This is a genomic window from Paenibacillus rhizoryzae, assembly GCF_059686995.1.
Map to the genome: position 1 here is coordinate 617,067 of NZ_JCAALT010000001.1, position 25,446 is coordinate 642,512.

Annotated in this window: 27 protein-coding genes; 19 read left to right on the forward strand and 8 right to left on the reverse strand. The window is 48.6% G+C overall.

What is annotated here, in order from left to right:
- Window positions 1-12 precede the first annotated feature (12 nt).
- Both AC6ESO_RS02715 and AC6ESO_RS02720 read left to right on the forward strand, forming a co-directional pair.
- Complete coding sequence (locus AC6ESO_RS02715; RefSeq protein WP_497090039.1) at window positions 13-1,731, forward strand: ABC transporter ATP-binding protein; 1,719 nt, start codon at window positions 13-15, stop codon at window positions 1,729-1,731.
- Between the two features lie 143 nt (window positions 1,732-1,874).
- Window positions 1,875-3,110 (forward strand): aminopeptidase, encoded by a 1,236-nt coding sequence (locus AC6ESO_RS02720; RefSeq protein ID WP_497090040.1) that lies wholly within the window; start codon window positions 1,875-1,877, stop codon window positions 3,108-3,110.
- A gap of 786 nt (window positions 3,111-3,896) precedes the next feature.
- On the opposite strand, the gene AC6ESO_RS02725 is transcribed toward AC6ESO_RS02720, so the two are convergent.
- From AC6ESO_RS02725 to AC6ESO_RS02750, 6 genes are all read right to left on the reverse strand, one after another.
- Window positions 3,897-4,433 carry a GNAT family N-acetyltransferase gene (locus AC6ESO_RS02725; protein WP_497090041.1) on the reverse strand — a complete coding sequence of 179 codons (537 nt, stop codon included), beginning with the start codon at window positions 4,431-4,433 and terminating at the stop codon, window positions 3,897-3,899.
- Window positions 4,434-4,490: 57 nt separating this feature from the next.
- The gene (locus AC6ESO_RS02730) at window positions 4,491-5,123 is read right to left on the reverse strand and encodes a hypothetical protein (RefSeq protein ID WP_497090042.1); all 633 of its coding nucleotides are present in this window, start codon (window positions 5,121-5,123) and stop codon (window positions 4,491-4,493) included.
- A 12-nt stretch (window positions 5,124-5,135) separates the two neighbouring features.
- Complete coding sequence (locus tag AC6ESO_RS02735) at window positions 5,136-5,543, reverse strand: permease prefix domain 1-containing protein (RefSeq protein ID WP_497090043.1); 408 nt, start codon at window positions 5,541-5,543, stop codon at window positions 5,136-5,138.
- 1 nt (window position 5,544) lies between these two features.
- Complete coding sequence (locus AC6ESO_RS02740; RefSeq protein WP_494817248.1) at window positions 5,545-5,871, reverse strand: helix-turn-helix transcriptional regulator; 327 nt, start codon at window positions 5,869-5,871, stop codon at window positions 5,545-5,547.
- A gap of 181 nt (window positions 5,872-6,052) precedes the next feature.
- The gene (locus AC6ESO_RS02745; protein WP_497090044.1) at window positions 6,053-6,310 is read right to left on the reverse strand and encodes a hypothetical protein; all 258 of its coding nucleotides are present in this window, start codon (window positions 6,308-6,310) and stop codon (window positions 6,053-6,055) included.
- Between the two features lie 137 nt (window positions 6,311-6,447).
- On the reverse strand, window positions 6,448-6,861 hold the full coding sequence (locus AC6ESO_RS02750) for a VOC family protein (protein WP_494817249.1): 414 nt from the start codon (window positions 6,859-6,861) through the stop codon (window positions 6,448-6,450).
- A 197-nt stretch (window positions 6,862-7,058) separates the two neighbouring features.
- Between AC6ESO_RS02750 and AC6ESO_RS02755 the strand changes: the two genes are divergently transcribed.
- From AC6ESO_RS02755 to AC6ESO_RS02835, 17 genes are all read left to right on the forward strand, one after another.
- Window positions 7,059-8,042 (forward strand): substrate-binding domain-containing protein, encoded by a 984-nt coding sequence (locus AC6ESO_RS02755; RefSeq protein WP_497090045.1) that lies wholly within the window; start codon window positions 7,059-7,061, stop codon window positions 8,040-8,042.
- On the forward strand, window positions 8,039-9,478 hold the full coding sequence (locus AC6ESO_RS02760) for a sensor histidine kinase (RefSeq protein WP_497090046.1): 1,440 nt from the start codon (window positions 8,039-8,041) through the stop codon (window positions 9,476-9,478). Before AC6ESO_RS02755 ends, AC6ESO_RS02760 begins: the two co-directional genes overlap by 4 nt.
- Window positions 9,475-11,073: a response regulator gene (locus AC6ESO_RS02765; RefSeq protein WP_497090047.1), complete on the forward strand. Its 1,599-nt coding sequence runs from the start codon at window positions 9,475-9,477 to the stop codon at window positions 11,071-11,073. The genes AC6ESO_RS02760 and AC6ESO_RS02765 overlap by 4 nt, the downstream gene beginning before the upstream one ends.
- 64 nt (window positions 11,074-11,137) lie before the next feature.
- Window positions 11,138-12,196 (forward strand): D-xylose ABC transporter substrate-binding protein, encoded by a 1,059-nt coding sequence (gene xylF / locus AC6ESO_RS02770; protein WP_497090479.1) that lies wholly within the window; start codon window positions 11,138-11,140, stop codon window positions 12,194-12,196.
- Window positions 12,197-12,379: 183 nt separating this feature from the next.
- Window positions 12,380-13,477 (forward strand): substrate-binding domain-containing protein, encoded by a 1,098-nt coding sequence (locus AC6ESO_RS02775; protein ID WP_494817254.1) that lies wholly within the window; start codon window positions 12,380-12,382, stop codon window positions 13,475-13,477.
- 96 nt (window positions 13,478-13,573) lie between these two features.
- On the forward strand, window positions 13,574-15,094 hold the full coding sequence (locus AC6ESO_RS02780) for an ATP-binding cassette domain-containing protein (protein WP_497090048.1): 1,521 nt from the start codon (window positions 13,574-13,576) through the stop codon (window positions 15,092-15,094).
- Between the two features lie 11 nt (window positions 15,095-15,105).
- Window positions 15,106-16,281: a sugar ABC transporter permease gene (locus AC6ESO_RS02785; protein WP_497090049.1), complete on the forward strand. Its 1,176-nt coding sequence runs from the start codon at window positions 15,106-15,108 to the stop codon at window positions 16,279-16,281.
- A gap of 100 nt (window positions 16,282-16,381) precedes the next feature.
- Window positions 16,382-16,852: a hypothetical protein gene (locus tag AC6ESO_RS02790; RefSeq protein WP_497090050.1), complete on the forward strand. Its 471-nt coding sequence runs from the start codon at window positions 16,382-16,384 to the stop codon at window positions 16,850-16,852.
- Window positions 16,849-17,598: a 2-phosphosulfolactate phosphatase gene (locus AC6ESO_RS02795; RefSeq protein ID WP_497090051.1), complete on the forward strand. Its 750-nt coding sequence runs from the start codon at window positions 16,849-16,851 to the stop codon at window positions 17,596-17,598. Before AC6ESO_RS02790 ends, AC6ESO_RS02795 begins: the two co-directional genes overlap by 4 nt.
- 84 nt (window positions 17,599-17,682) lie before the next feature.
- The gene (locus tag AC6ESO_RS02800) at window positions 17,683-18,561 is read left to right on the forward strand and encodes an AraC family transcriptional regulator (protein WP_497090052.1); all 879 of its coding nucleotides are present in this window, start codon (window positions 17,683-17,685) and stop codon (window positions 18,559-18,561) included.
- 137 nt (window positions 18,562-18,698) lie between these two features.
- Window positions 18,699-19,310 (forward strand): FMN-binding negative transcriptional regulator, encoded by a 612-nt coding sequence (locus AC6ESO_RS02805; protein WP_497090053.1) that lies wholly within the window; start codon window positions 18,699-18,701, stop codon window positions 19,308-19,310.
- Window positions 19,311-19,347: 37 nt separating this feature from the next.
- On the forward strand, window positions 19,348-20,604 hold the full coding sequence (locus AC6ESO_RS02810; protein WP_497090054.1) for a cytochrome P450: 1,257 nt from the start codon (window positions 19,348-19,350) through the stop codon (window positions 20,602-20,604).
- Window positions 20,594-21,220, forward strand: a complete 627-nt coding sequence (locus AC6ESO_RS02815) for a hypothetical protein (protein WP_497090055.1) — start codon at window positions 20,594-20,596, stop codon at window positions 21,218-21,220. The genes AC6ESO_RS02810 and AC6ESO_RS02815 overlap by 11 nt, the downstream gene beginning before the upstream one ends.
- 52 nt (window positions 21,221-21,272) lie before the next feature.
- Window positions 21,273-21,722: a CHAP domain-containing protein gene (locus tag AC6ESO_RS02820; protein ID WP_497090056.1), complete on the forward strand. Its 450-nt coding sequence runs from the start codon at window positions 21,273-21,275 to the stop codon at window positions 21,720-21,722.
- Window positions 21,723-21,798: 76 nt separating this feature from the next.
- Window positions 21,799-22,611 (forward strand): adenosylmethionine decarboxylase, encoded by an 813-nt coding sequence (speD, locus tag AC6ESO_RS02825; protein ID WP_494817262.1) that lies wholly within the window; start codon window positions 21,799-21,801, stop codon window positions 22,609-22,611.
- Window positions 22,612-22,916: 305 nt separating this feature from the next.
- Window positions 22,917-23,879, forward strand: coding sequence for a hypothetical protein (locus tag AC6ESO_RS02830; RefSeq protein WP_497090057.1), 963 nt, complete (start codon window positions 22,917-22,919; stop codon window positions 23,877-23,879).
- A 336-nt stretch (window positions 23,880-24,215) separates the two neighbouring features.
- Window positions 24,216-24,497 carry a hypothetical protein gene (locus tag AC6ESO_RS02835; protein ID WP_497090058.1) on the forward strand — a complete coding sequence of 94 codons (282 nt, stop codon included), beginning with the start codon at window positions 24,216-24,218 and terminating at the stop codon, window positions 24,495-24,497.
- A 51-nt stretch (window positions 24,498-24,548) separates the two neighbouring features.
- Here AC6ESO_RS02835 and AC6ESO_RS02840 read toward each other — a convergent pair whose 3' ends face one another.
- Together AC6ESO_RS02840 and AC6ESO_RS02845 are read right to left on the reverse strand one after the other, a co-directional pair.
- Entirely contained in the window at window positions 24,549-24,878 is a 330-nt protein-coding gene (locus AC6ESO_RS02840; protein ID WP_494817265.1) for an S-Ena type endospore appendage, read from the reverse strand.
- Between the two features lie 28 nt (window positions 24,879-24,906).
- The gene (locus tag AC6ESO_RS02845; protein WP_497090059.1) at window positions 24,907-25,275 is read right to left on the reverse strand and encodes a DUF3992 domain-containing protein; all 369 of its coding nucleotides are present in this window, start codon (window positions 25,273-25,275) and stop codon (window positions 24,907-24,909) included.
- Window positions 25,276-25,446: the final 171 nt, after the last annotated feature.

Here is a 25,446-nt window from a genome sequence, read left to right on the forward strand (position 1 = left end):
GTATTTCTCGCTATGCTTAAACGCTTCATGACGTACTACAAGCCCTATAAAGGGCTGTTCTATCTGGATTTCTGCTGTGCCATCTTCGCCGGCTTTCTGGAGCTGGGGTTCCCCGTTGCGGTCAATCAATTCGTGGATAAGCTTCTGCCAGGGAAAGACTGGAGCCTGATCGCTTGGGCTTGTATCGCCTTGCTTGCCATTTATGCATTTACCGCGTTTCTTAACTATGTCGTAACCTATTGGGGGCATATGCTGGGCATTAATATCGAAACCGATATGCGCCGCAAGCTGTTCGATCATATTCAGAAGCTCTCATTTCGATTCTTTGATAATACGAAGACAGGTCATTTGATGTCCCGGCTTACCAATGACTTGCTTGAAATCGGTGAAATGGCCCATCACGGGCCGGAGGATTTGTTTATTGCCGTTATGACGCTGGTAGGCGCATTCACATTAATGATGCTGATTAACTGGAAGCTGGCGCTTCTCACCTTTGTTGTTGTACCGCTCATGGTATGGCTGGCCATCGTCTTCAGCAAGAAAATGACCAGGGCGTTCCATCAGCTCTTCAGCGATATTGCGGACTTTAATGCGCGCGTAGAAGATAATGTTGGCGGCATGCGCGTTGTTCAATCCTTCGCGAACGAGGAGTTCGAGAAGGAGCAGTTCCAAGTCAACAATCAGCGTTTCCGCTTAACCAAGCTGCTTTCTTACAAAATTATGGCGGCCAACGTTTCGCTCAGCTACATGTTGAAACGTTTTGTAACCCTGTTCGTTATGGTCTGCGGCACTTGGTTTGTCATTCAGCAAGAGCTGACAATAGGGGAGTTTGTCGGATTCTTATTGCTCGCAAACGTGTTTATCGGGCCAATTGAGAAAATCAATGCGGTTATCGAGAGCTATCCGAAAGGTTTTGCAGGCTTCAAGCGATATATCGAGCTGCTTGAGACGGAACCTGAGGTCGCAGATCGGCCCAATGCAATCGTTGTAGAGAATCTGCGCGGCAATATCGCGTTTACCAATGTCAGCTTCGGATACGAAAATGAATCTAAAGTGCTCGAGCATATCAACTTAACCATCCAAGAAGGCGAGACAGTCGCGTTCGTCGGTCCTTCCGGAGCCGGGAAAACGACGTTATGCAGCTTGCTGCCCCGTTTCTATGACGTTGACTCAGGAGGCATTACGATCGACGGCCGCGATATCCGCGATATGAAGCTGAATTCACTGCGCAAAGGGATCGGTATCGTCCAGCAGGACGTATTCCTGTTCTCGGGAACGATTCGCGATAATATCAAGTATGGCAAGATGGACGGAACAGACGCTGAGTTGATGCAGGCTGCGAAACGAGCACAGCTGGAGTCATTTATTCTATCCTTGCCTGAGGGGCTGGACACGATCGTGGGCGAGCGAGGCGTAAAGCTGTCCGGCGGTCAGAAGCAGCGTGTTGCCATTGCCCGGATGTTCCTCAAGAACCCGCCAATTCTTATTCTGGATGAGGCTACTTCTGCGCTCGATACCGAGACGGAGTCCGCAATCCAGCAGTCGCTTGCAGAGCTGTCGCAAGGCCGTACGACGCTCGTTATCGCGCACCGTCTGGCAACAATTAAGAATGCCGATCGCATCGTCGTAGTTACTGAGGATGGCGTATCCGAGCAGGGTAAACATGAAGAGCTTCTTGAAGCCGGCGGCCATTATAGCAGACTTCATCATGCCCAATTTCAAATGACGTAAGGTAGGAAAACACTTGAACGGTGGCCCGAAGTCGGTCTGCCTTTCAGGTGTTTTTGCATCTGCCAATCACGCGCTGGTATAATGGAAATCGGTATCAGGTTATAGGATTTGAGGAATTACCCCTACATAAAGGAGTCGATCAAATGAAATCATTCCAACATCGTCTGGAGCAATACGCGGCACTTGCCGTAGAGGTCGGAGTTAACGTTCAGCCCGGTCAGAAGCTCTGTATTATTTCGCAAATCGCAGCAGCTGATTTCGTCAGAGAAGTGGCGAAACGTGCCTATGAAATAGGAGCAAGCTATGTACATGTCGACTGGAGCGATGAGTTAATTACTCGTACGCGCCTTGAGAAATCGCCGGAAGACGGACTATCCTATTACCCGGAATGGCATGCGAAGGGACGAGTGGCATTAGCGGAAGAGGGGGCAGCTTTCCTCTGGGTCGTTGCCGAGAACCCGGATCTGCTGAACGGAATCGATGCATCCCGGATCGGTCTTGCGACTAAATCCCAGCAAGCTGCGCTGCAGCCGTTCCGTAAGTTTACGCTGAGCAATGAAGTATCGTGGTCGATTGTTGCCGTACCGACGCCGGAATGGGCGGAGAAAGTGTTCCCGGCACTTCCGGCTGTAGAGCGCGTAGATGCCCTATGGGAAGCGATCTTCGCAGCGACGCGGGTGGATGCAGCCGATCCGGTTCAATCATGGCGCGAGCATGCCGACAATCTTCGTTCCAAAGCCGGCCGTCTTAACGAGCGCAGATACAAAGAGCTGCGTTATCGCGGTTCGGCAGGAACCGATGTGACGATCGGACTTCCGGAAGGTCATATTTGGGTAAGCGCGGGGACACGTAACGGGCAAGGAACAACTTTTATCCCGAACATGCCAACGGAGGAAGTGTTCACATCTCCGCTGCGTACTAGCGTGAACGGAACGGTTGTCAGCAGCAAGCCGCTTAGCTACAACGGCAATCTGATCGACAACTTCTCGATCACCTTCACGGAAGGACGTATTACGGCGTATCAAGCTGAGGTTGGTTACGAGGCGCTTAAAGGGCTGGTTGAAACGGATGAAGGCTCGCACTATCTGGGCGAGCTTGCATTAGTGCCTTACCGTTCGCCGATTTCGGATACGAACCTGACATTCTACAATACTCTGTTTGATGAAAACGCAGCCTGCCACTTGGCCATCGGTTTCGCGTTTCCGTTCTGCGTGGAAGGCGGCTTGTCGATGAGCAAAGAGGAGCTTGCGGAACGCGGCTTGAATCACAGCTTAACGCATGTTGATTTCATGATCGGCACCGAGGATTTGGATATCGACGGCGTTCTCCAAGACGGCACACCGGAACCGCTGTTCCGCGGAGGCAACTGGGCATTCTAGCAGCCTAGTTATGCGGACTTCATTTCATATGAACAGAACACACTGAATCAAGCAAGGTGGCGAAGGGATTAACCCTTTTGCCACCTTTTTGCCGTACTAACGAGTCGCCCAGCCCGAAAATAGCCTCCCGACCAGTCACGTTGCAGCAGCCCCTCATCAAGCGATCCCAGTCAACTTGTACAGCCTCTCACAAACCCTCGCAGCTCTAACGAACCGTAGAGGCATTATTTTGGAGAAATAAGCACCTCTAAAATTCTAACGAACCACAGAGGCCTTATTTAGATGAATTGAGCAGAAATGCACGGGTTTTGGAGCAAATAAGGCCTGTAGGATCCGTTAGAATTTCAAATCTCGTTTTTTGGAGCATATAAGCCCCCTACGATTCGTTAGATTTAAAGGGTACGTAGGGTTTGTTAGATTTTCCAATGCCGTCATCTAGCTGGAATAAGCGCTCTGGAGTTCGTTAGCGCGCGAGTCAAGTCATGCGTGAGGTGTGAATCTTTATTCGGTAAGCAACAATTTTGCCAGCTATGCAACATTTCAGTTATTGAAGAGGGCTCGTAGAGTAAATATTGCGCTATTTACCACATTTTCGCCTCAAGACACGGTTTGGCTCCGATATCGCTTGGAAATGTTGCAGTTTGGTCGGCATTGACCATGCTTACCAACTGAATGGGATGAAATGATGCTTATCCTGCAACTTTTAGTCGCCCCCACCCGGTCCCGAGCAAAACAAAAGCTGCCTTAAAAGTGAATACACTTTAAAGGCAGCTTTAGCATTACTAATTAGCTATAAAATTTCTCGTACAAGCAGAACCCGCTAGGCGAAGTTCCTTTGTAGGTATAGCCGAGCCCGCTGTAGAAGGCGTTCAGCTTCTCATTGTTTGCAATGCAATCGAGTCGGATGCGATCTTTCCCTGGGAAGGATACGCCTTCCTCGGCCCAGCGGACAATATCCGCTCCGAGGCCTTGGCCTGCGTATTCACGGCTGATCGCCAAGCGGTGCAAATAGACGATCGATTCATGGCCTTCCTTGCCCCATAAGCCGTGATCCCACTCTCCGGGAACTTGCATCAGCAGGACGATTCCGGCTAATATTTCGCCATCTTTGAAGAGGAACAGCTCGCCTTTGTCGATATGACCGACTACATTATGGTAATCGTCACCATTCAGAAGGGCACTCCACTGCGTGGAGCCTTTACTCTTGAGCCAGGTGGCTGCGCCGACCAGCAGTTCCATGACGGCAGGGGCATCCGCTGCTACAGCTTGGGATGCCAGAATACGTGCGTTGACTCGATTGTTTTTCATGATGTATGAGGGCATAGGCGATTCTCCGTTTTACGTTTTTGATATCATTGTAGCATCCTGCACCAAGAGCGATCAAATAGGAGGGCGTTTGGCGTAGTAATGCATACTGAGCGGCCACCAGATGACTGCGAATATAGGATAGATAGCCCAGATATGATCAGGAGAAGTAACGGCGTTCAGTATAATGAATAAAGCACTGGTCAGCAGTGAGGCACATAGGGCAAACTCAAACCACCTGCGGCTGCGGCTGAAATAAATGGACATCGGCCACCAAAGGGCAGCGTAAGCAGGGAAGATGATCCATGGAAATTGCGGTGAGAGCAGCAAATTAAGCGCTCCGTACGAAACGATGATGCAGAAGCTGCCGATCAGCGCCATCCGGAGCGTCCCGGCGAAGCGGCCGGCATACATGATGATCGGCCACCAAATAATAGCGAAAGCCGCATATAAGAACCATGGATGTTCAGGACTCTGCGTAATATTCTCCACGATGAGGTACAAGATAATCAGCAGGCTGGTAACTGCGGAATAGGCTTTGAGCCTGCCGGAAGCGGCAAAGTACATCGCAATCGGCCATTGAATAATGGCAAAAGCGGGATGAATGACCCACAGATAACCGGGCGAAGTCAGATGGTTCACGAGAATGAGGAAAGCAACGCTCATCAGACTGCCCATCACGGCAAAAGCGACGCGGGGACTTGTCATCTTATGACCTCCTTATTTCCAGCCGAGCCACTTGTAAAACATCACAAGCGGCCACCAAGCGACGGCGAATGTAGGATAGACGAACCAAATCGTGCCCGGCGAGTAATACAAGTTGATAAATACCATGAGGGCAACAATTAATCCGCTTCCCCAGAGCGAGAAACCCAGATGCAGTCCAAATTGCTTTCGAGCGGAAACCGGATCTTTGCTGGTGGTGCCGAATTCCAATTTAATATCAGAGATATCGCCGAACTCTACGATGGCTTTATTGATCGCATCTTCCTCGGATTTGCCGCGTCGCATCAAATCGTACACTTTTTCCTCTAAGTTTTGCGTAATTTCCTCTTGCATGGACTGCTTCTGTTCGCTGTCCGGAATATCCTGAAACCATTCCTCAACATGTGCACTAATCTTCTTCATCCTACAATCCCTCCATGAAAATATTAACGATCTCTTTGATTTCCAGCCATTCTTCAACGGTTTCCTTCAAATAAGCCTTGCCGAGCTTGGTGATCTTGTAATAACGCCGCTTGCTGCCATGCGAAATATCGCCAACGTACGATTCGATCAGTTCTTTGCGCTCCAGCCTTTGAAAGACCGCATACAGCGTGGCTTCCTTGATTTGAAAACGATCCCCGGTCCGCAAACTGATTTCTTTGGAAATCTCGTAGCCATAGCGGTCTTCTTCATAGATCAGCCGCAAAATAATCGCATCGAGATGTCCGCGAATGATATCACTTCGAATCATGTATGGTCCTCCTGTACAAAATAAATAGATCTGTCATTTACTCTGCCACATAGTGCTCTATCTGACATAGTTCTATCTGATGGAGTAAATTTATCACAGATTACTCTACGTGTCAAAGCAATAATAAAGGGTCCCTCTTAGACAAAGAAAAAAGCGTCCACATGGACGCCCTACATCGCTCTTATTTCACTAGTTTACTTAACCAAACGCCGCTCAGCCCGCTAGTCGTCCCGTTGTCCGGACGTGGCCCTTTTTGAATGTTTTTGCTGCGATTCACGGCGTTCTGACCGCCTTGGTTGGCGTTAAATCCTACATCTTTGTTGATCTGTCCGCCGCTTTGAGCCTTCTGGATCCAGGTGAATCGGCGACGATCATTGTGGATTGAAATATTGTACGTGATGTTAATAATCGTCGTACCTCTGCGTAATCTTCCCATCATTCAGCCTCCCATCCTATTTCTATACGATATGAATCTATCAGGGAGGTGATTATGTACATGTCAGTAGTCGATTGCCTCAATTTATGAACGAAAAAACGGGACAGCCCGCAGAGGCTTGTCCCGTTTCATTATCGATGTTATAGGCCTAGGTTAAACTGCCATGTGATGCCGAATTTATCTGTTGTGATGCCGTACAGCTTCGTCCAAAACGTTTCTTGAAGCGGCATGCTGTTCGATCCGCCTTCGCTTAGTTTCGCGTAAATACGTCTAAGTTCGTCGGCATCTTCTCCAACGATTGCAAGGCTAATGTTATTGCCCATTGTAAAAGGCATCCCTGGGAATGTATCTGAGAACATGAGGTTGCTTCCGAGTACATTCATGCGGGCATGCATAATGCCATTCTCCATGCCTGGAGGCAGCGGATGATCAGGATGCGGCGGGATTTCGCCAAATGTCGTCAAATTCGTAATTTCAGTATTGAAAACTTCCGCGTAAAATTCAATAACTTCACGGGTATTTCCTTGAAAGTTCAGGTAAGCATCAACTGACATTCCATTCACTCCTTCAGTGGTTTGGATGAAGAATTTTGGTCTTCATTGCCATATTGTATCATTTACCGATGGAATAGAAAACATGAGTATATTCGAACATTTATTGAGCTTTTATGATGATGCTTGGAGGAGAACTGTGCAGAATAGATGAATCGTGTTAGAATTACGTGAAAATCGCTAATGACTTAGGAGAAAATATGAAAAAGCCTATTTTCTTTACCTTATTTGTGGGGATCTGCCTGGTTGCGTTGACAATAACGTTATATTTGATGTTATATCGTAACGACGATCTCGGTATGTCCGGCAACATGGAAAGTGCGGGCAACCAGACTGCCCCGCATATTGTCATCATATCGCAAGAGCAGGGCAGCTACGTGATGAACGAAATCCAGAAAGGCGCTCGCTCGGCAGCCGCCAGCCATGGGATGTTAATCGACTTCTGGGGAGTGTATCGCTCGAATGTCGAGGAGCTCATTAAGCAGGTTGATATTGCAATCGCTTCCAAAGTGGATGGCATTATTATTGAGGGCGTGGACCGGCCAGACTTTGTGCAGATCGTGAATAAAGCGACGTTTCGCGGGATACCGGTTGTGATGATTAATTCCGACGCGCCGGGGAGTTTGCGGAAGACCTACGTCGGTTCGGATCATTACCAAGAAGGCATCGTAATGGGAAAACATATCGCCGAAGCCTTAAACGGGCAAGGGACGGTTGGCGTCATTACGAACATGGAGAGCTCGGATACGGACAAACTGCGGCAGAAGGGTCTTCGTGAGGTGCTGGCACAATACAAGGAGATTCAATTGGTTTACGCTTCAAAGGATAACGAGCATGTGCAGGCGAATGCGCAAACCAATGATATTCTGAATCATTATCCGAAGGTGAATGCTTTCATCGGACTACCGACTGATTCGGGGAAGAGCATCGTTCAGGCCGGCGACTCCCGTTCACGTATGCATGAATATGACGTATTCATGTTCGACAATTCGCCACAAACGGTCAAATTGATCAAAGAAGGACTGATCGAATCAGGACTGTCGCAGCATTATGAGGAAATGGGGCAGATGAGCGTCGATCTGATGAAACGGTGGCTGGACAGCGATCAGCTCCCGCTCAACAAGCGATACTTTACACCGATCAGTGTTGTGGGCGCTTCCGATGACGGAGGTGGGGCGAAGTGAATACGATCCGTAATAAAATGATGCTGCTGTCCATTCTCATCTGGATCATCATGGCCGTCATTTGGCTGTCGATGAGTTTGTTTAATCAGCGGACGGTGGAGAAATATAACGAGATTTTGCAGCGGTATTTATTGATGAACCAAGCCTCGGAGCAAAGCCAGCAGGCGCTTACTTCGCTAAACAACTACAGAATGTCGCTCTCCCAAGAGAGCCTGGAGCAGTATTTCGACGATAATAATAAACTGCTGCACACCAAATCGGAGCTCAATTGGCTTCGCAATGCGAACAATGCCATGCTGCTCGACAACTTTCAGCATATGCTTGAGAGCCAAACGGAAGCGATGGGGTTAGTCGTTCGGTTTCAGAAGGACAACAATGAGGACGAAGTAGCGAAGAAGTTTGATGAGGCATCCAATATTTCCAAATATATTTCGGAAGCGACTCTGACGCTGATCAGCGGAGAACAGAAGACCTATGATGCCTTCTACCGCAAAATCATTAAGCGCAGCGACGATTTGCTCAAGATGGGCTTCTGGACGCTAGCGCTTGTATCGCTCATGCTGCTCATCTTCTCCTTCCGATTCGTGAACAGCGTGACACAGCCGATCCTTAAGCTGACGCAGTCGGCGAGGGAGCTGTCGCGGGGGAATTTCCACAAGCCCATTGAGATCAATAACAATGATGACATGTCGTTCCTAGCGAAAACATTGGATACGATGCGTTTGAATATTGGGAATTTGTTTGATGAAATTCAGAGCAAGGCGCAGCTGGAATATGATCTGCACAAACATAAGCTGATGCTGAAAGAGAGTGAGCTGAAGAGCTTGCAGAGCCAGATCAATCCGCATTTTCTATTCAATACGCTTAATATGCTGTCGAAGGAGGCGTATTTGGCCGGCGCTGACAAAACAAGTGAGTTGATCAGCTCGGTTGCCGGGATGCTTCGCTACAATTTACGTCGGATGGACAGCAGAGTGACGCTCGGGGACGAGGTTGAGGTGCTGGAAGAATATTTGGCGATTCAGAAGGCGAGATTCGGGGATCGGCTGAAGGTCGTGCGTGAAATTGATGAAGCGGGGCTCGATATCGACGTGCCGATTCTCATTCTTCAACCGCTTGCGGAGAATGTATTTATTTATGCCATTGAACCGTCAGAAGAAGGCGGCACGCTGACGCTTCGCGTGAAGAGTCATGAGGAGCATGTCACGGTAGAGGTGTCCGATACGGGGCAAGGGATGGATGCCGAACAGATTGAACGGCTGCTGGCCGATACGGATAATTCCATCTATAAGGGGCATTCCACCGGCATCGGAATTCGGAACGTGCTGCACAGACTGCAGCTGTTCTACGGGGTTGAAGACATTATACACATTGATTCGAAGATCGGAGAAGGAACATGCATTACGTTAACGCTTCCGAGGAGGCCCAAACTATGATTCGGATATTGATTGTGGATGATGAACCGATCGAGCGTATGGCGCTCCAGCGGATCATTGAAACGAGCTTCACGGAGGTCGAAATTGTCGGACAAGCTGCCAACGGACGAGAAGCGATCGAAATGGCGGAGCTGCTCAAGCCGGATCTGATTACGATGGATATCAAGATGCCCGGCATTAACGGGCTTCAAGCGATTGAACAAATTAAGACGTTTAGTTTAACGGTTAAATTCATTGTGGTGACTGCGTTTGATACGTTTGAGTTCGCCAGATCGGCGCTGCAAATGGGGGTTAGCGACTATTTGCTTAAACCGAGCAAAACATCGGTTATCCAAGAAACGATCGGAAAAGTCGTGCAGGAAATACGGACGAACCGGATGGAGTCGGAGCATCGGCGCATGGATTCGGAGCGCTTGCGCAAAATGCTTCCCATCGTTGAAGCGGATATCGTTTCCCAATTGTTATTTGACGATGCACCGTCTGTGCATCTGAGCGAGATGATTGAATTGCTGGGGCTGCCCGCGACGAAAGGCGGCTTCGTCATCAACCTGCTGCTATCGGAATCGGCATCTGAGGGCAGACTTGAACACGGCCGGCACGAGGAGCTGGAAGGACTTCACGCCGTAATTGTGAAGCAGTTGGCCGATTGGAATGTCCACTGCTGGATCGGTAAAAATACCGGCAATCAAATCCCGGTTATTCTCTTCATGGAAGGCGAGCAGTCCTACCGCAGCTACGCGATCATTATGGGCAGGAAGCTGGTGCAGGCTGCCTTGCGTCATAGCGGCTACGAGCCTTTTGCCGGAATCGGCGATTTATACAGCGACTTGAAAGAACTGCGTAAATCGTATCATGAGTCGATGCTTGCATCCGTTGATCTGTCCTTGCCTGCGCGTTTCTGCCTGTATGAGGATTTGCCTCGTCATGAAAGCAAGTCCATTAGCAGACTGACGATGGATTTGGAGAAAAATGTGCTTGAAGACGTTCGCCGAGGTCATTTTGAAGCCGCGAACGATCTGGTTAGGCAGATTATTGACATCTATGAAGGAGCGGGAGAGCGCGTTGCAATGGCGCAGCAGCGCGTATTTGAAGTCTTGATCATCGTAAGCCGGATGCTGCAGGAAATGGGCGTGGATATCCAAAAGCTATATTATCAAGGACAAACGACTAGCTATGTGCAGCTTCGCACGGAGACGCGAGTGCTCATTACCAGCATTGCGGAGGCCGCGGCACAGAATAATGGCGAGTTGGAGTCAGGCTTGCTTCTGAAGCTGAAGCATTATATTAAGGATCACGCGCATGAGGACTTGTCTTTGGAGCGGTTGGCTGCTGTCGCGGATCGAAACCCGTTCTATGTGAGCAAGCTGTTTAAAGAACATTTTGGCATGAATTATATCGATTATTTGACAGAGTGCCGAATGGAGGCTGCCAAGCAGTTGATGCTGGAGTCGGAAATGAGCTTGAAGGAAATTACGTTCGAGATTGGGTATAATGATCCCAATTATTTCAGCCGCGTCTTCAAGAAGATTGTGGGGCACTCACCGACGGATTATCGAAAGCAGCTGCTGCGTCCGGTGAACAAGAAGCAGCCCTAGTTGAATTCGGATAAGGAGGTTAACCGTGAGGCATGGTTGGCGACGAAATCAATTTGAAGAGAAGCTGCTGTTTAGCTTATTAGGTGTTACGCTGCTTCTTTCTGCTTGCTCACTTGGCGGAGCCGGGCAAGATCCGAAACAGCAGGTTGGCCAATCGCAAGCAGCAGTCAAGACGGATAATAATCATCAAGTGGTCATTGGCTTGTCCCTCGATACGTTAGAGGAAGAACGCTGGAAGAAGGATCGGGATTTATTTAAAGCCGCTGTTGAACGGCTAGGAGCAGAGGTAGATGTTCAAGCGGCTAATGGCGATGATGCCAAACAAATTGCCCAAGCGGAGAATATGATCTCCCATGGTGTGGATGTTCTGGTAGTCGTGCCCCATAACGCCGAAGCCGGAGCCGCTATTGTCGCTAAAGCACATCAAGCGGGCATAAAAGTAATTTCGTATGATCGGCTGATCTTGAATGCCGATGTCGATCTGTATATTTCTTTCGATAACGAGAAGGCCGGCGAGCTTCAGGCGAGAGCTATCGTGTCTAAGGTGCCCAAAGGCAACTATGTGCTGATTGAAGGCGCAGACACCGATAACAATGCGCACATGTTCAAGAAAGGGCAGATGAAGGTGCTTAAGCCTTTCGTGGATCGGGGAGACATACGCATTGTCTATGATCAATTCACGAAGGAATGGATCCCTGCAAACGCCAGAGCGAACATGGAGGAAGCGCTGAAAGCCAATCCTAATGCGATCGACGCCGTCATTGCAGCCAATGACGGAACGGCAGGCGGCGTCATCGCGGCACTGGCCGCCCAGCAGATGGCCAGCCAAATTCCGGTCTCCGGGCAGGATGCCGAGCTCGCAGCCGCGCAGCGGATCGTGGAAGGAACCCAAACGATGACGGTCTATAAGCCGATACCGAAGCTTGCGGAGGCTGCGGCAGACCTGGCGGTTCGAATGGCGAAGGGCGAGAAAGTAAGCACGGTAAAGACGGTATTTAATAAGAAAATCGATGTGCCTGCCATCTTGCTTGAACCCATTGCAGTAGATCGCATGAACATGGATGCCACGATTATTGCCGATGGCTTCCATCAGCGGGCAGATATTTATCGGACGGAGAAATAAGAAGAGGCGGTAGATCAGCGAAGGAGCTGGTCTACCGCTTTTTTTGTACCCGTAACGATCAGAAAGTCAAAATAGTGCAGATGGTATGAAAAAAGTGCTATACGTTAGCGCTTTCATGATGTTTAACCGGTGCTATAGTTGGTTTTGTAAACGCTTTAGTATATTGAGAGGGGAAAACAAATCATGAAAAAAGGTTTCAAATCAATCGCACTGGTACTTGTTATTATGCTGTTCGCAGCAATCGTCGCTGCTTGTGGCGACAGCAAAAAGGTGAGTGTAGGTATCGTATTGCCGACTAAGGATGAGCCGCGTTGGGTGCAGGATGAGACGCGTTTTAAAGCCGCACTGGACGGCACGGATTATTCTACGGAAATTTTGTTCAGCCAAGGTTCTTCTGCGAAAGAGAAAGAGAACGTGGAGACGCTGATCAATAAAGGTATCCAAGTCCTTATCATTTGTCCGCAAGACGGCGACGCTGCCGCAGCTGCAGTAGAAGCAGCTAAAGATGCCGGCGTTAAAGTTATCTCCTATGACCGCCTAATCACGAAAACAGATGCAGTTGACTACTACGTAACATTCGATAGTATCGCAGTTGGTAAAGCACAAGCGCAATATCTGGTTGACCATGCTAAAGGAAACGGCGAGCCGCTTTACTTGTACGCAGGCGCTGCTTCCGATAACAACGCATTCTTGTTCTTCCAAGGTGCTTGGGAAGTGCTGCAGCCTAAGATCGCTGACGGTACATTCAAAGTAGCGAACTCCAGCGAAGCTGAAGGCTTGAAGGATACGGCTGAACTGTCCCGCGATCAACTGAGCAAAATCATTGGCCAAGTAACAACGAACTGGGATGCAAACGAAGCTAAGAACAAAGCACAAACCCATTTGACTGCGGCAGCAGCTGACATGAAAGGCGACGTAGCGATCTTGGCGCCAAATGATGGGACTGCTCGTTCGATCGCTGATGTATTCGCTTCTGATAAAGCGGTTACAAGCTTCGTAGTAACAGGTCAAGACGCGGAGCAAGCTTCTGTTCAATATGTAATTGACGGCAAACAATCCATGACGGTCTTCAAAGATGTTCGTAACCTGGTTAAAGACGCAATGGGTATGGCGATCTCTATCTTGGATGGCAATACGCCTGAAACAACAGGTTCATACAACAATGGCAAGATCGATGTCCCGGCAAAACAAACGGACGTTATCGTAGTCGACAAAGCAAACGTAAAAGAGAAGCTGATCGATTCCGAGTATTACAAAGCATCAGATTTCCAAGGGCTGTAAGTTAAGCAGATCATCAGCAAGTAACGTGGAATAGTGATAGCATCGTCTATCGCTATTCCTTGCTTGTAAGCCTTGTTTGGGTAAGGAGCGACAGACATGAGTGAATTCATATTAGAGATGAATGGGATTTCCAAGGAGTTTACGGGCGTTAAAGCACTTTCGAATGTTAGCTTTAAGGTCAAGAAGGGCGAGATCCATTGCTTAATCGGAGAGAACGGTGCAGGTAAATCTACGTTGATGAAGGTGTTAAGCGGTGTTTATCCGCATGGTACCTATCAAGGAGATATCGTCTTTAATGGCAGTGTTCAAAGCTTCTCGAAGATCAGCGACAGCGTGAAAGCCGGCATAGCCATCATATATCAGGAGCTGGCGCTATTTCCGGATTTGACGGTGTATGAGAATATTTTTGCAGGCAACGAAGTGAAGCATGGCGCGTTCGTGGATTGGAATCAAACGATCGTCAGAGCGAAAGAAATGCTGAAAAAGGTGAAGCTGACTGTAAACCCGGAGGTTTTGATCAAAGATCTGGGTGTCGGGAAGCAGCAGCTTGTCGAAATTGCCAAAGCGTTAAGCAAAGAAGTGAAGCTGCTCATTCTGGATGAGCCTACGGCTGCACTCAATGAGGATGACAGCGAGAATCTCCTGCAATTGCTGCGTGAACTGAAGAACCAAGGCATTACATGCATTATGATTTCACACAAGCTGAAGGAAGTTATTGCGATCGCAGACAAAGCTACCGTGCTTCGCGATGGAAAAACGATTTGTACGCTCGATGCGTCCAAAGGCGAAATTACCGAAAGCGTCATCATCAAGAATATGGTTGGTCGTGAGATCGACGATATTTATCCGAAACGGGCTGACAAGCAATTCGGAGAGCCAATATTGGAGCTGCGAGATTGGTCTGCCTATGATCCGAAGCTGGGTCGAAGCGTTGTGAAGAACGTTCATTTGCAAGTTAAAAAAGGAGAAATCGTCGGCATTGCCGGCTTGATGGGCTCCGGACGAACGGAATTGGCACAAAGCATTTTCGGTAACCCGAAGTCGTATAAATTGCAGGGCGAGATGTATCTGGACGGCAAACGAAGCGTATTCAAGCATCCGAAGGATGCCATTACTGCAGGTATCGCTTATGTGACGGAAGACCGCAAGGGCGATGGTCTCTTCCTGATTCAAGATATTAAGAGCAATATAACGGCTGCGAATCTTCATGAGATTTCATCGCGCGGATTTATCAACAGCAATGAAGAAGTGAGTATCTCGAATAGCTACAAGCAGTCGTTAAATATTAAAGCCCCTTCCATCGAGCAAATCGTCGGTAACTTAAGCGGCGGTAATCAACAGAAGGTATCGCTCGGCAAATGGCTCTTTGTCGGACCGAAATTGTTGATCCTTGATGAACCAACTCGCGGGATTGACGTCGGTGCCAAATTTGAAATCTACACAATCATGAACAAGCTGATCAGCGAGGGAATGAGCATCATAATGATTTCTTCCGAGCTCGGTGAGGTATTGGGAATGAGTGATCGCATCTATATCATGGCAGAAGGCCGCATGAAGGGCGAGCTGTCCATAGAAGAAGCGGATCAGGAAAAAATCATGCATTTTGCAACGCAATAGGGGGAAGACTTGTGAATTTCTATAACGAAGCAAAGTCGTTAATTAAAGTGAATATTCGTGAATATGGCATGTATATCGCCTTGTTCGTCATCATGCTCACATTCTCTATCATGACAGACGGCCTATTCATGTCATCACGGAATATCAGTAATTTGCTTGATGCAACCGGCTATATCGCAGTTCTCGCTGTAGGGATGACGCTAGTCATCGTCATTCGGCACATTGATCTATCTGTCGGATTTGCAGCCGGGTTTCTCGGTGCGATCGCAGCGATTTTCTTAACGCAGCTAGGCGTACCCTTCTATCTGACCATTCCGATCATCCTCGTATTGGGGATTGTAGTCGGTCTGTTTAATGGATTCCTCGTTGCGCAAATCGGTATCCCTTCCTTCGTGGCTTCCTTGGCGGGAATGTTGATTTTCAGAGGCGCACTGCTTAACGTAACCGAGAAAACCGGGACCATTATTATTAAAGATGAGCATTTCAACGCAATCGGGAACGGATTTATCCCTTCGATTGTGAAGATTAACGGACTAAACCTACTTTCCTTGATCTTCGGACTATTCATTATTCTGCTTTATATTGTGATGGAAGTTTCTAAGCGCAGAAACAAACTTAAATACAATTTTGAAGTAACCTCCAAGAACATCTTCATGGTGAAGCTTGTGTTCGTATCAGCGATCATTGCTTATATCACATGGATTATCGCGGGATATAACGGCTTCTCCTGGACCGTAATCATTATGCTGCTCGTTGTCGTTATCTATCAAATTCTAACGTCCAAAACGGTGCTGGGCCGCCATATCTATGCAGTCGGCAGCAACCCGGAAGCCGCGCATTTGAGCGGTATCAGCGTGAAGAAGATCACGTACATCGTTTTCGGTTCGATGGGAATGCTGTCCGCGCTGTCCGGTATCTTGTTCACGGCACGCTTGCAATCGGCAACGACAACGGCAGGGACATTGTTCGAGCTTGATGCAATTGCGGCAGCCTATGTAGGCGGCGTATCCGCAGCAGGCGGGGTTGGTAAAGTAACGGGCTCCATTATTGGAGCGATTGTCATGGCTTCCCTTTCCAGCGGGATGAACTTGCTCGGTGTTGGTATTTCGTATCAATATATGATTCGCGGCGCCGTACTGGCTGCTGCCGTAATATTCGATGTTATGACTCGTAAGAAAAGATCCTAGCAAGAGGTGCCGCTTGGTCCGCGAATATATCGTGGATCAAGCGGTTTTTTGCTGTTGTCGCAAGGAATTGGCGGGTATCCTATTCTTAGGAAACGCGAGCATGGACACGAGGTGGGCGATGTACTTACAGAAAATAAACGAGAAATGGTCGGTGCATGCGAAGGGATACGGCATCGATACGCAAGTGAGGATTACAAATACGACGAAACTCGGTGGCTGTCCGGGGATGTACATGGCTGAGTTCCAGCATGAAGGGAATCGGTATCATCTGTATCATGAACTGCGGAAGCCGGATTATGAACTGCGGATCGTCGATGAATCGTATGCTGTAACTAGCTTTGAGGCGATTTTTGACTGCGGAAACGGGCAAGACATTTTACGTATGATCAATGCTTTCATGCTGAGAAATTATGAGGGTATTCAGACGTCTGTGGATTGCAGCAGTGGACTAGCGAAGGCAAAGCAGGAGATCTATCGAGTCCGCAGTGCAGGCGAACGAGGAGGAGACGCATCACCCAGGAATGTGGTAAAGTCTAGGAGATTACACGCTGCCCATGAGGTGATAACATGACAATCTCCGCAGTATATCAGCAAACCAGCTACACGGCGCGATTTGAATGGGGATATGAAGGCGTGCGCGCTTTAGCGCCTGTCTCGGACCTTATTGTCATCATAGACGTGCTATCCTTTACAACTTGTGTAGATATCGTTCTCGGTCGCAAAGGTATAGTCTTCCCCTATCGCTTCAAGGATGCGTCTGCGGCAGAATATGCTCGTGAGAAGAACGCCTTACTTGCCGGTAAACGAGGCGAACCGATATCGTTATCGCCAGCTAAATTAACGCTCCTGGAAGAAAAAAGCCGGATTGTGCTGCCTTCGCCTAATGGCGCTACCTGTTCTTTCATCGCAAAAGACAGCCAATGCGAAGTTATCGCTGCAAGTCTGCGTAATGCGAGTGCAGCTGCGCACTATATTCGTGAGCGAGGAGGAATTGTGACGGTTATCGCTTCCGGAGAGCGGTGGAGCGACGGGAGTTTACGGCCTAGCTTCGAAGATATGCTGGCAGCCGGCGCTATTCTTAGTCAACTGGGTGCACGCACATTATCACCTGAAGCGAGAAGTGCGGCGGCAGTGTTCGAAGCATGCCGCAGCGAGCTGACAGCAATGGTTATGGCATGCAGCTCAGGCCAAGAGTTGATAGCAATCGGATATGAGCAAGATGTTAGGCTGGCATCGGAGCTTGATTCGAGTTCAGTCATTCCAATACTTGATGAACAAGTTGCATTCGTTGATCAATCTACGAGATTACATAGATAAAGCACATCCTGCATAATCGTGCACGAATAGTCGGACTGCACGGCGCTCATTCTGTTAATTTATAGTTGTAGGAGGGAGGAACTCATGAATTTGCTGGCGGACATGAATGGTGCCATTGCCTATATAGAGGCCAATCTGACGGAGGAGATTGACTTCAAAGAGGTCGCAAGGCTGGCGATGTGCTCCGAGTTTCATTTTAAACGGATGTTTTCATTCCTGGCAGGGGTGTCGTTGTCCGAATACATTCGTCGAAGACGACTTACACTCGCGGCATTCGAGCTGCAAAGCAGCAATGAAATGAAAATCATTGATATTGCCGTTAAATACGGGTACAACTCGCCGGATGCGTTCACGAGAGCATTCCAAAGCCTGCATGGTCTAACGCCGACGGAAGCGCGAACCAAAGGCCAAACGTTAAAAGCGTTTCCGAGAATGACATTTCAATTCACGATTAAAGGAGGAGATGAAATGAATTTCCGTATCGAAGAGAAAGAAGCTTTCCGCATCGTAGGGCTGATGAGAAGAGTGCCTATTATTTTCAACGGCGTAAATCCGGAAATTGCGGCGATGTGGGGCAGCTTAACCGAAGAGAAAATTCGGTTGCTGAAGAGTCTGTCTAATATATCTCCGCAGGGCATGCTTAGTGCATCGACGAACTTCTCAGAAGAGCGTATGGAGGAAAAAGGCGAGCTCGATCATTATATCGGCGTTGCTACAACGCTCGAATGTCCGGAAGGTATGGCGAAGCTGGAAGTGGTTCCAAGTACATGGGCAGTGTTCGAAGCAGTCGGACCATTCCCTGACACGCTGCAAAATGTCTGGGGACGGATCTACTCCGAATGGTTCCCGTCATCGAGCTATGAACAAACCCAAGGTCCTGAGCTGTTATGGAACGAAAGTAAGGATATGACGTCACCGACCTTTAGAAGTGAGATTTGGATTCCGGTGCATAAGAGACGATAACTTGAAGGTTACAGGCGGATAGCACACATGCTATTCGCCTTTCTTGTTTTCATTCGTCCTCTCAAACCATGCAACTTTTAGCTGCCCGTTCACGTACTATTTGCATGTAAAAAATTAGAAAAGAGGAGGTGGAGCAGTTGTATATACCTAAATATTTCGAAGTGACGGACATTCCGGAGTTGGTTTCGTTCATCGAAGCCCATAGCTTTGGCACTTTATTCTCGCAGACGAATGGAGAACCCTATGCGACACATTTACCTTTCCTCATCGAGCAAGATGAAAACGGCCATTATTATCTTCTTGGGCATATGGCGAAGACCAATCCACACTGGACTTATATAGAAGGCCAAGTGTTAGTTGTCTTTCAAGGTCCTCATACGTACATTTCTCCGACCTGGTATCAAGAGGAACGCACCGTCCCTACCTGGAATTATACAGCTGTTCATGTGTACGGCGAGTATATACCTGTCACCCTTCAAGATGAGCTTGCCGGGATCTTGAACCGAACCATCACCAACTACGAATCCTCCATGGAAACACCGTGGACCACAGATATGCAGTCCTCCTTTAATGAGCAGCTCATGACTATGATTGCCGGATTCAAGATCAGAGTCACGCGTTTTGAAGGTAAATGGAAATTAAGTCAGAATCATTCCACGGAACGAAGGACGAAAGTGATCCAAGGGTTGAGACAATCATCGGATGTAAACGCGAATCGGATCGCGGACTTGATGGAGCAAAGGTTGTAAGTCCTTACCACAACACTAGAAATGGAGCGTGGAGCTGTTGCAAAATCAATCGCGTACCTTTGAAATCTCGGAAATCGCATCATGGTTTGGACCCTATAATGTTCAGGTGCATGATAATCCTTATCCGTTCTACAATTATCTACTCGAACACGAACCGGTTCGTTATCTGGAATGGCATAACTTCTGGGTTGTTTCCCGCTATGAGGACGTCAACCGCGTCTTGAAGGATCCGCTGTTTGTCCGCGAGCATCGAAATGCGATGCCTCAGCATCAGCATGAGGAACAGCAGCCGCAGTCGCAAAATTCGCCTTGGGAGCCCGTTAATAACCTTCTTGATAACTGGATGCTGCTTCGTGACGCGCCAACACATACGAGACTGCGAGGGCTTGTCAGTCACTCCTTCACGCCTCGTTCCATGGAGCGGCTGAAGCAGAATATCCGATCCATTGCGGAGCATCTTGCCGAGCAGATGGCAGAAGAGGATCAACCGGATCTCATCCATTCATTCGCTTTTCCATTACCGGTTATCGTCATTGCCGAAATGCTGGGCGTACCTCCCGAAGACCGCGAGATGTTTAAGGAATGGTCGCATGTATTCGCAAGAATACTCGAAGGCGGCGGTGATCAAACCCCTGATTTCGCAGAGCAAGCGGTACGAGCGGCTGTCGAAATTACAGACTATTTCCGCTGTTTGATTGCAGAACGAAAGGTTTCGCCGCGCGAGGATATGATCAGCGACCTGCTTGCCGCAAAAGAGCAAGCAGATGCGCTAACGGAGCAGGAGCTGATTGCTACTTGCGTATTGCTGCTGGTAGCCGGTCACGAGACGACCGTGAATTTGATTGGGAATACGATGCTTGCGCTGTTGAACCATCCGGATCAATATGCGCGGTTAATTGAACAACCTAATCTTATTCCTTCTGCGGTAGAAGAAGGATTGCGTTATGAAAGTCCGGTGCAGATGACTTCACGACTTGCATCTGTCGATTACCAGCTCGGCGGGCAGACAATACGCCAAGGACAGGTTGTACAAGTGATGCTTGGTGCGGCGAACCGCGATCCGGCTCAATTCGCGAATCCGAATCAATTCGATATCGGGCGTACGCCGAATCGCCATTTGGCGTTTGCTTCGGGAGCTCATTTCTGCTTAGGTGCTCCGCTTGCTCGATTAGAAGGTGAAATCGCGCTGGCTGCGATGCTGAAACATTATCCGCAGATGCGTTTTGCGGATGCTGCTCCAAATTGGCGCCATAATGTGCTGTTCCGTGGCATGGGTACGATGCATGTACGCTGAAGTGGGAGCGGGTTCACAGCATGCCCGGTATGAAAGTATACGAATAACGCTGCATGACATGTTGAAGTCGGTAGATAGCGCAGCGTTTAGGGAAGAAGCATGCACGTATTTGCATGGTGTGTCTACGTTCGCGTCAGTCCTCGCATTAAAGAGAGGGTATAATCAAGAGCTCGCTGCAATTGCAGGACTGCTTCATCACTATTATTACTACAAAACCGGCATTTCTGACTTTCCCGGCGTTAATAGCGCTGAAGCCGTAAGACCGTTAATTCGCGATATGGGGTTGTTTAGTCAGGAAGAGCTGCATGCCATCATTCATGCGATTTGTTACCACGGCGAGTGGGATCAGATCCATGGACCCTATGACGAAATCGTCAAGGATGCCATCGTTTTGCAGCGATGTTTTCAACATTCAAGTCATGCTATCTCGGGGCAGCATGGTGGGACACGGCTTAAACGGGTATTAAACGAGCTTGCGCTTCCAAGTGGGAATGTGGCCGTTGAGGCAAGAACTCCTACGGAAGTGATAGACGGAGGCGAAATAGATAAACGAAACTCTGCTTGCAGATATTGCCGAGCAGCTGGCTTCTCAACATGTTATCGGCGAACCGGGTGATCGGACCTACCGGGAGATTTGCCGGTATTGGCCGGACGCGGATATCTATAACTTGTTGAAAGGCAGCTGGTGTGCGGCTTTCGTGTATCACTGCTGCAGGCTTGCCGGAATTCTGCTGCCGATTCGTTACCCGAATAGTGGGTGTCGGTTCGCCGGCGTAGGGGCGTGGCTGGAATGGTCACAGCTGCCCGAGAATGAGTGTTTCTATCGCGATGGGCAAAATGGTTTCACACCTCAGCGGGGCGATATCGTCATCTACGAGAAGCTGCTGTCTGAACATGCGCATGATCATATCGGGATTGTGCTGGCATGTGGTACTGATGAAATACTTGTAGCCGAAGGGAATCGGGACAATCAGAATTACTCCTGCGTGTTCCGTAGGGATCGCGCGGCGTGCATCCACGGTTATGTCCGAATCGATAATCGCTATTCGTATCATTATGAAGGAGAATATGACCCTCTCGGCTTACAGAAGAAGAAAAATAATCCGATTCCGGGATAGAAGCCGTCCGGACTTCCCATGCTAAGTGTAGCTGTTTATTTCCGCGCCGGAGGCGTTACACTTAGGGGGAGCTCATTTGCACTTAACATCGGAGCAGCGCATTACGCTGCATGGCTTTAACAATTTGACCAAATCATTAAGCTTCAATATGTATGATATTTGCTTTACCAAAACGAAAGAAGAACGTGAATCGTATATCGCTTACATAGACCAGCAATATAATGCGGATCGACTGACCTCGATATTGAAAACGGTAGCCGAAATTATCGGCGCCCATGTGCTGAATGTTGCCCAGCAGGATTATGAGCCGCAAGGGGCAAGCGTAACGATGCTTGTATCGGAAGGTCCGCTCGAGCAGGCGACACATGAATCGTTCGAGGAATCGCCCGGACCGGTTCCAAATGGCGTTGCCATGCATTTGAATACAAGCCATATCACCGTGCATACGTATCCCGAGTACCATCCGGATGAAGGCATCAGCACGTTCCGTGCAGATATAGACGTCTCCACTTGCGGTGAGATTTCTCCACTTAAAGCGCTGAACTATCTCATTCGCTCCTTTGATACCGATATTATGATTATCGATTACAGGGTAAGGGGATTTACGCGCGATATCCACGGCCACAAGCTGTTTATTGACCACGAAATCAGCTCGATTCAGAGTTATATCCCGGAAGAAATTCAAGACTTGTATCAGATGATCGACGTGAATGTGTATCAGGAAAATATTTTTCACACGAAATGCAAGCTGCGGGAATTTGATCTGAACAACTACTTGTTCGGGTACACGAAGGACACGCTTAGCAAGGAAGAGCAGCTGGAAATCGAGAAGAGCGTCAAGTGGGAAATGGACGAGATTTTCTATGGGAAAAATATGGTGTTTGCTTAGCTGCAAATGTAATGGCGGGCTAAATGCAGGATATGGCGCGGGGGTAGTAAAGGTAAGCAGTGACTGGGCAGGTGTAGAGTAAGGCGGTTGCTGAGGCGAGGCAGAGAATAGATGAATGCAAGCAATAGCGGAGTTGAAGCTTGCCACATAGGTGGCAGGCTTTTTTGTTGTGGCTTGTTAAATAGCCAAATTTTATGCTCCACAGGCTTGAGTACAAGCGATGAAGGATAATGACCATCTACTAGTAATAGAGAAATTGTAGAACTAGTAGATCGTTTAGGTATAGGGGACGGAGGGACGTAGTCATGCCAAACGGAAACTCTAAATCGGGCGACGTTTACTTAGAAAGCTCGCTGCGCAGACATTGTTCTTGCTCAGGCTATTCTGTTTTGAGCTGCAATGGGCTCTCGAAAGGAGGAGGCGGGCAATGCTGCCCGATATGTCCGGCAGTTGCGACGGGGTCGACAGGAGCGACAGGTGCGACGGGTGCGACAGGGGCAACGGGGCAGACAGGAGCGACGGGAGCAACGGGAGCAACGGGGCCGACAGGGGCGACGGGAGCGACGGGTGCGACGGGTGCAACAGGAGCGACGGGTGCGACGGGAGCAACAGGGGCAACGGGGCAGACAGGGGCGACGGGTGCGACTGGATCGACGGGAGCAACGGGAGCGACAGGGGCAACGGGGCAGACAGGGGCGACAGGGGCGACTGGGGCGACGGGGCAGACAGGGGCAACAGGAGCGACGGGGGCTACAGGAGTGACGGGCGACACAGGGCCGAATTTTGCAGCAACTGGCTTTTCAGCGTTCTTAGCTACGCTTTCTATAACGACCAGTACGCAACTTACGAACTGGACTATCGCGAGTCCTTATTATGGAAATGCAGCCTTTAACGCGACGACGGGTAATTTCACGGTGCCGGTTACGGGCAGATACGCAATCAAAGCGACCATCAACTATATAACGACTGCCGCAGTGTCCGTTAGCCTAGGCGCTGGCATCAATCCTTTTTTTGCAGTGCAGCGTACTTCGCCAACGGCGACTAATTTAGTAAGTGGTCTTCTCCCCGTGCTAAATGTGAACGTGGTTTTGGTGTTAACTTTAAGAGCTGTACTCGGAAACGGTGAGATCACGCTGGCAGGCGACGTCGCGCTTACAGCCGGCGATGTCGTAGGATTGTTTTACAATTCCGATGGGTTAACGATATCAATCAATATAGGAAGCGGGGCTACGCGAGGCGTTGTTTGGTCGATGCATGAACTGACCTAACAGAAAGTGGAAATAAATCTGCTTACGAATGGCAAAGAGCGGAGAACAGGCATTTAATATCAGAAAGCTTCTTAATTTAGGTTCTTGAAAGAGGGGAGTATGCTGAAAAGGACATTATGTCGCAAGAAGCAGCCCTCTAACCGTATAAGAAAAAACTGTGAGCCGACCAATAAGTGCAGTCATCGGCACAGAAGAAACTGGCGATCGCACCCATCGCCTTTATGTCCGCCGCAAACCAATAATGTCATCCTTCCGCAGCCACCTTATGTATATCCTCGCGATCCACCTGCGAAGAAAACAACCTTCAGCTTAGAGAAAGAATGCTGTGGAAGCCTAATGGTCCAAGGAGAACAGCCCGAATTTCAACTATGGGAGCTGGATGTTGCCTCTTATCTTACGGTGACCCAAATAAGCATTTTCTCAAGCGCCAGCAGCACGCAAGCTCTTGAAGTCGATATTGAAGGGATAGAGACAAAGCGCATGACGGTACCTCCCGGCAGTACGGTTAATTATATCGGGCAAGTAATTAGAGCGGTTCGTATTCCAACACAAGGCAATGAATTTACGTATGTCGAGGGGAAATATGTGATATCGACTACACTATCGCTCTCGAGCTGACAATGAAAAAGGCGGTTCTCCAATATAAATTGGGGAGCCGCCTTAAACACGTTAGAGGTTGTAACGGATGGTGATACAAAACTCGCCGGTCGCCGCTGCTGTTGCCGTTAAGGTAATCGTATCAAAGCGGCCTACAGTAAATGATGTACTGCTTCCTGCTGGTATAATGATCGTTTGAATGGTTGCCGCATTTCGGAGAAAGTTGACCGTAATCGGTCCTGTACTGGATTCGATTTTGACATACCCCGTGCCCGTAATGATCTGAGATAAATTATCTGCATAAACGGTTTGGGTACCAGCAGCCGTAAACTGCCAGTTCGTACAAACCTTATCTTGCACCATGACTTTGTCCGAACAACAACTAAGTGCCGAATTGCACATTTACATATCCCTCCTCTAGTTGAAAACTCTAAACGGTATAACGGGTAGTAATGCAGAATTCACCCTGATAATTACCAGCGGTTGTTCCCGGTAATGTTAGCCGGATAGAACCGAAACGGCGGTAAGTAAAAGCAAAACTCATGCCAGGAGTAAGGGTAATGGGGGTAATCATCGGCGCACCTGCGCTATTAAGTACATCTAAAACGATGTCATCCGGTCCATCATCATATTGGATATAACCGGTTCCCACCAAATTTTGACTTATATTATTGACATAGATGATGAGCAACACATCGGTTGCTACGACGGTGCCGCTCCATGGTGTACATACTTTGTCTTGCACATATTCATCATTCGCACAGCAGGTTAATGCTGTAACAGAATTATCGCATGCCATAGTTAGAGCCCTCCGATCCATATTTCTAACTAGTTAATGCGCGCTATAGCCTGATCGCTTGGACATTTGTCTTAGCAATTTCTAATATTTGGTTTATGTTCAAGAGATAAACATTACAAAAAAGCCCCCTAATCCAAGCGTCTTTACGCTTCGATCAGGGGGCTTCATGGA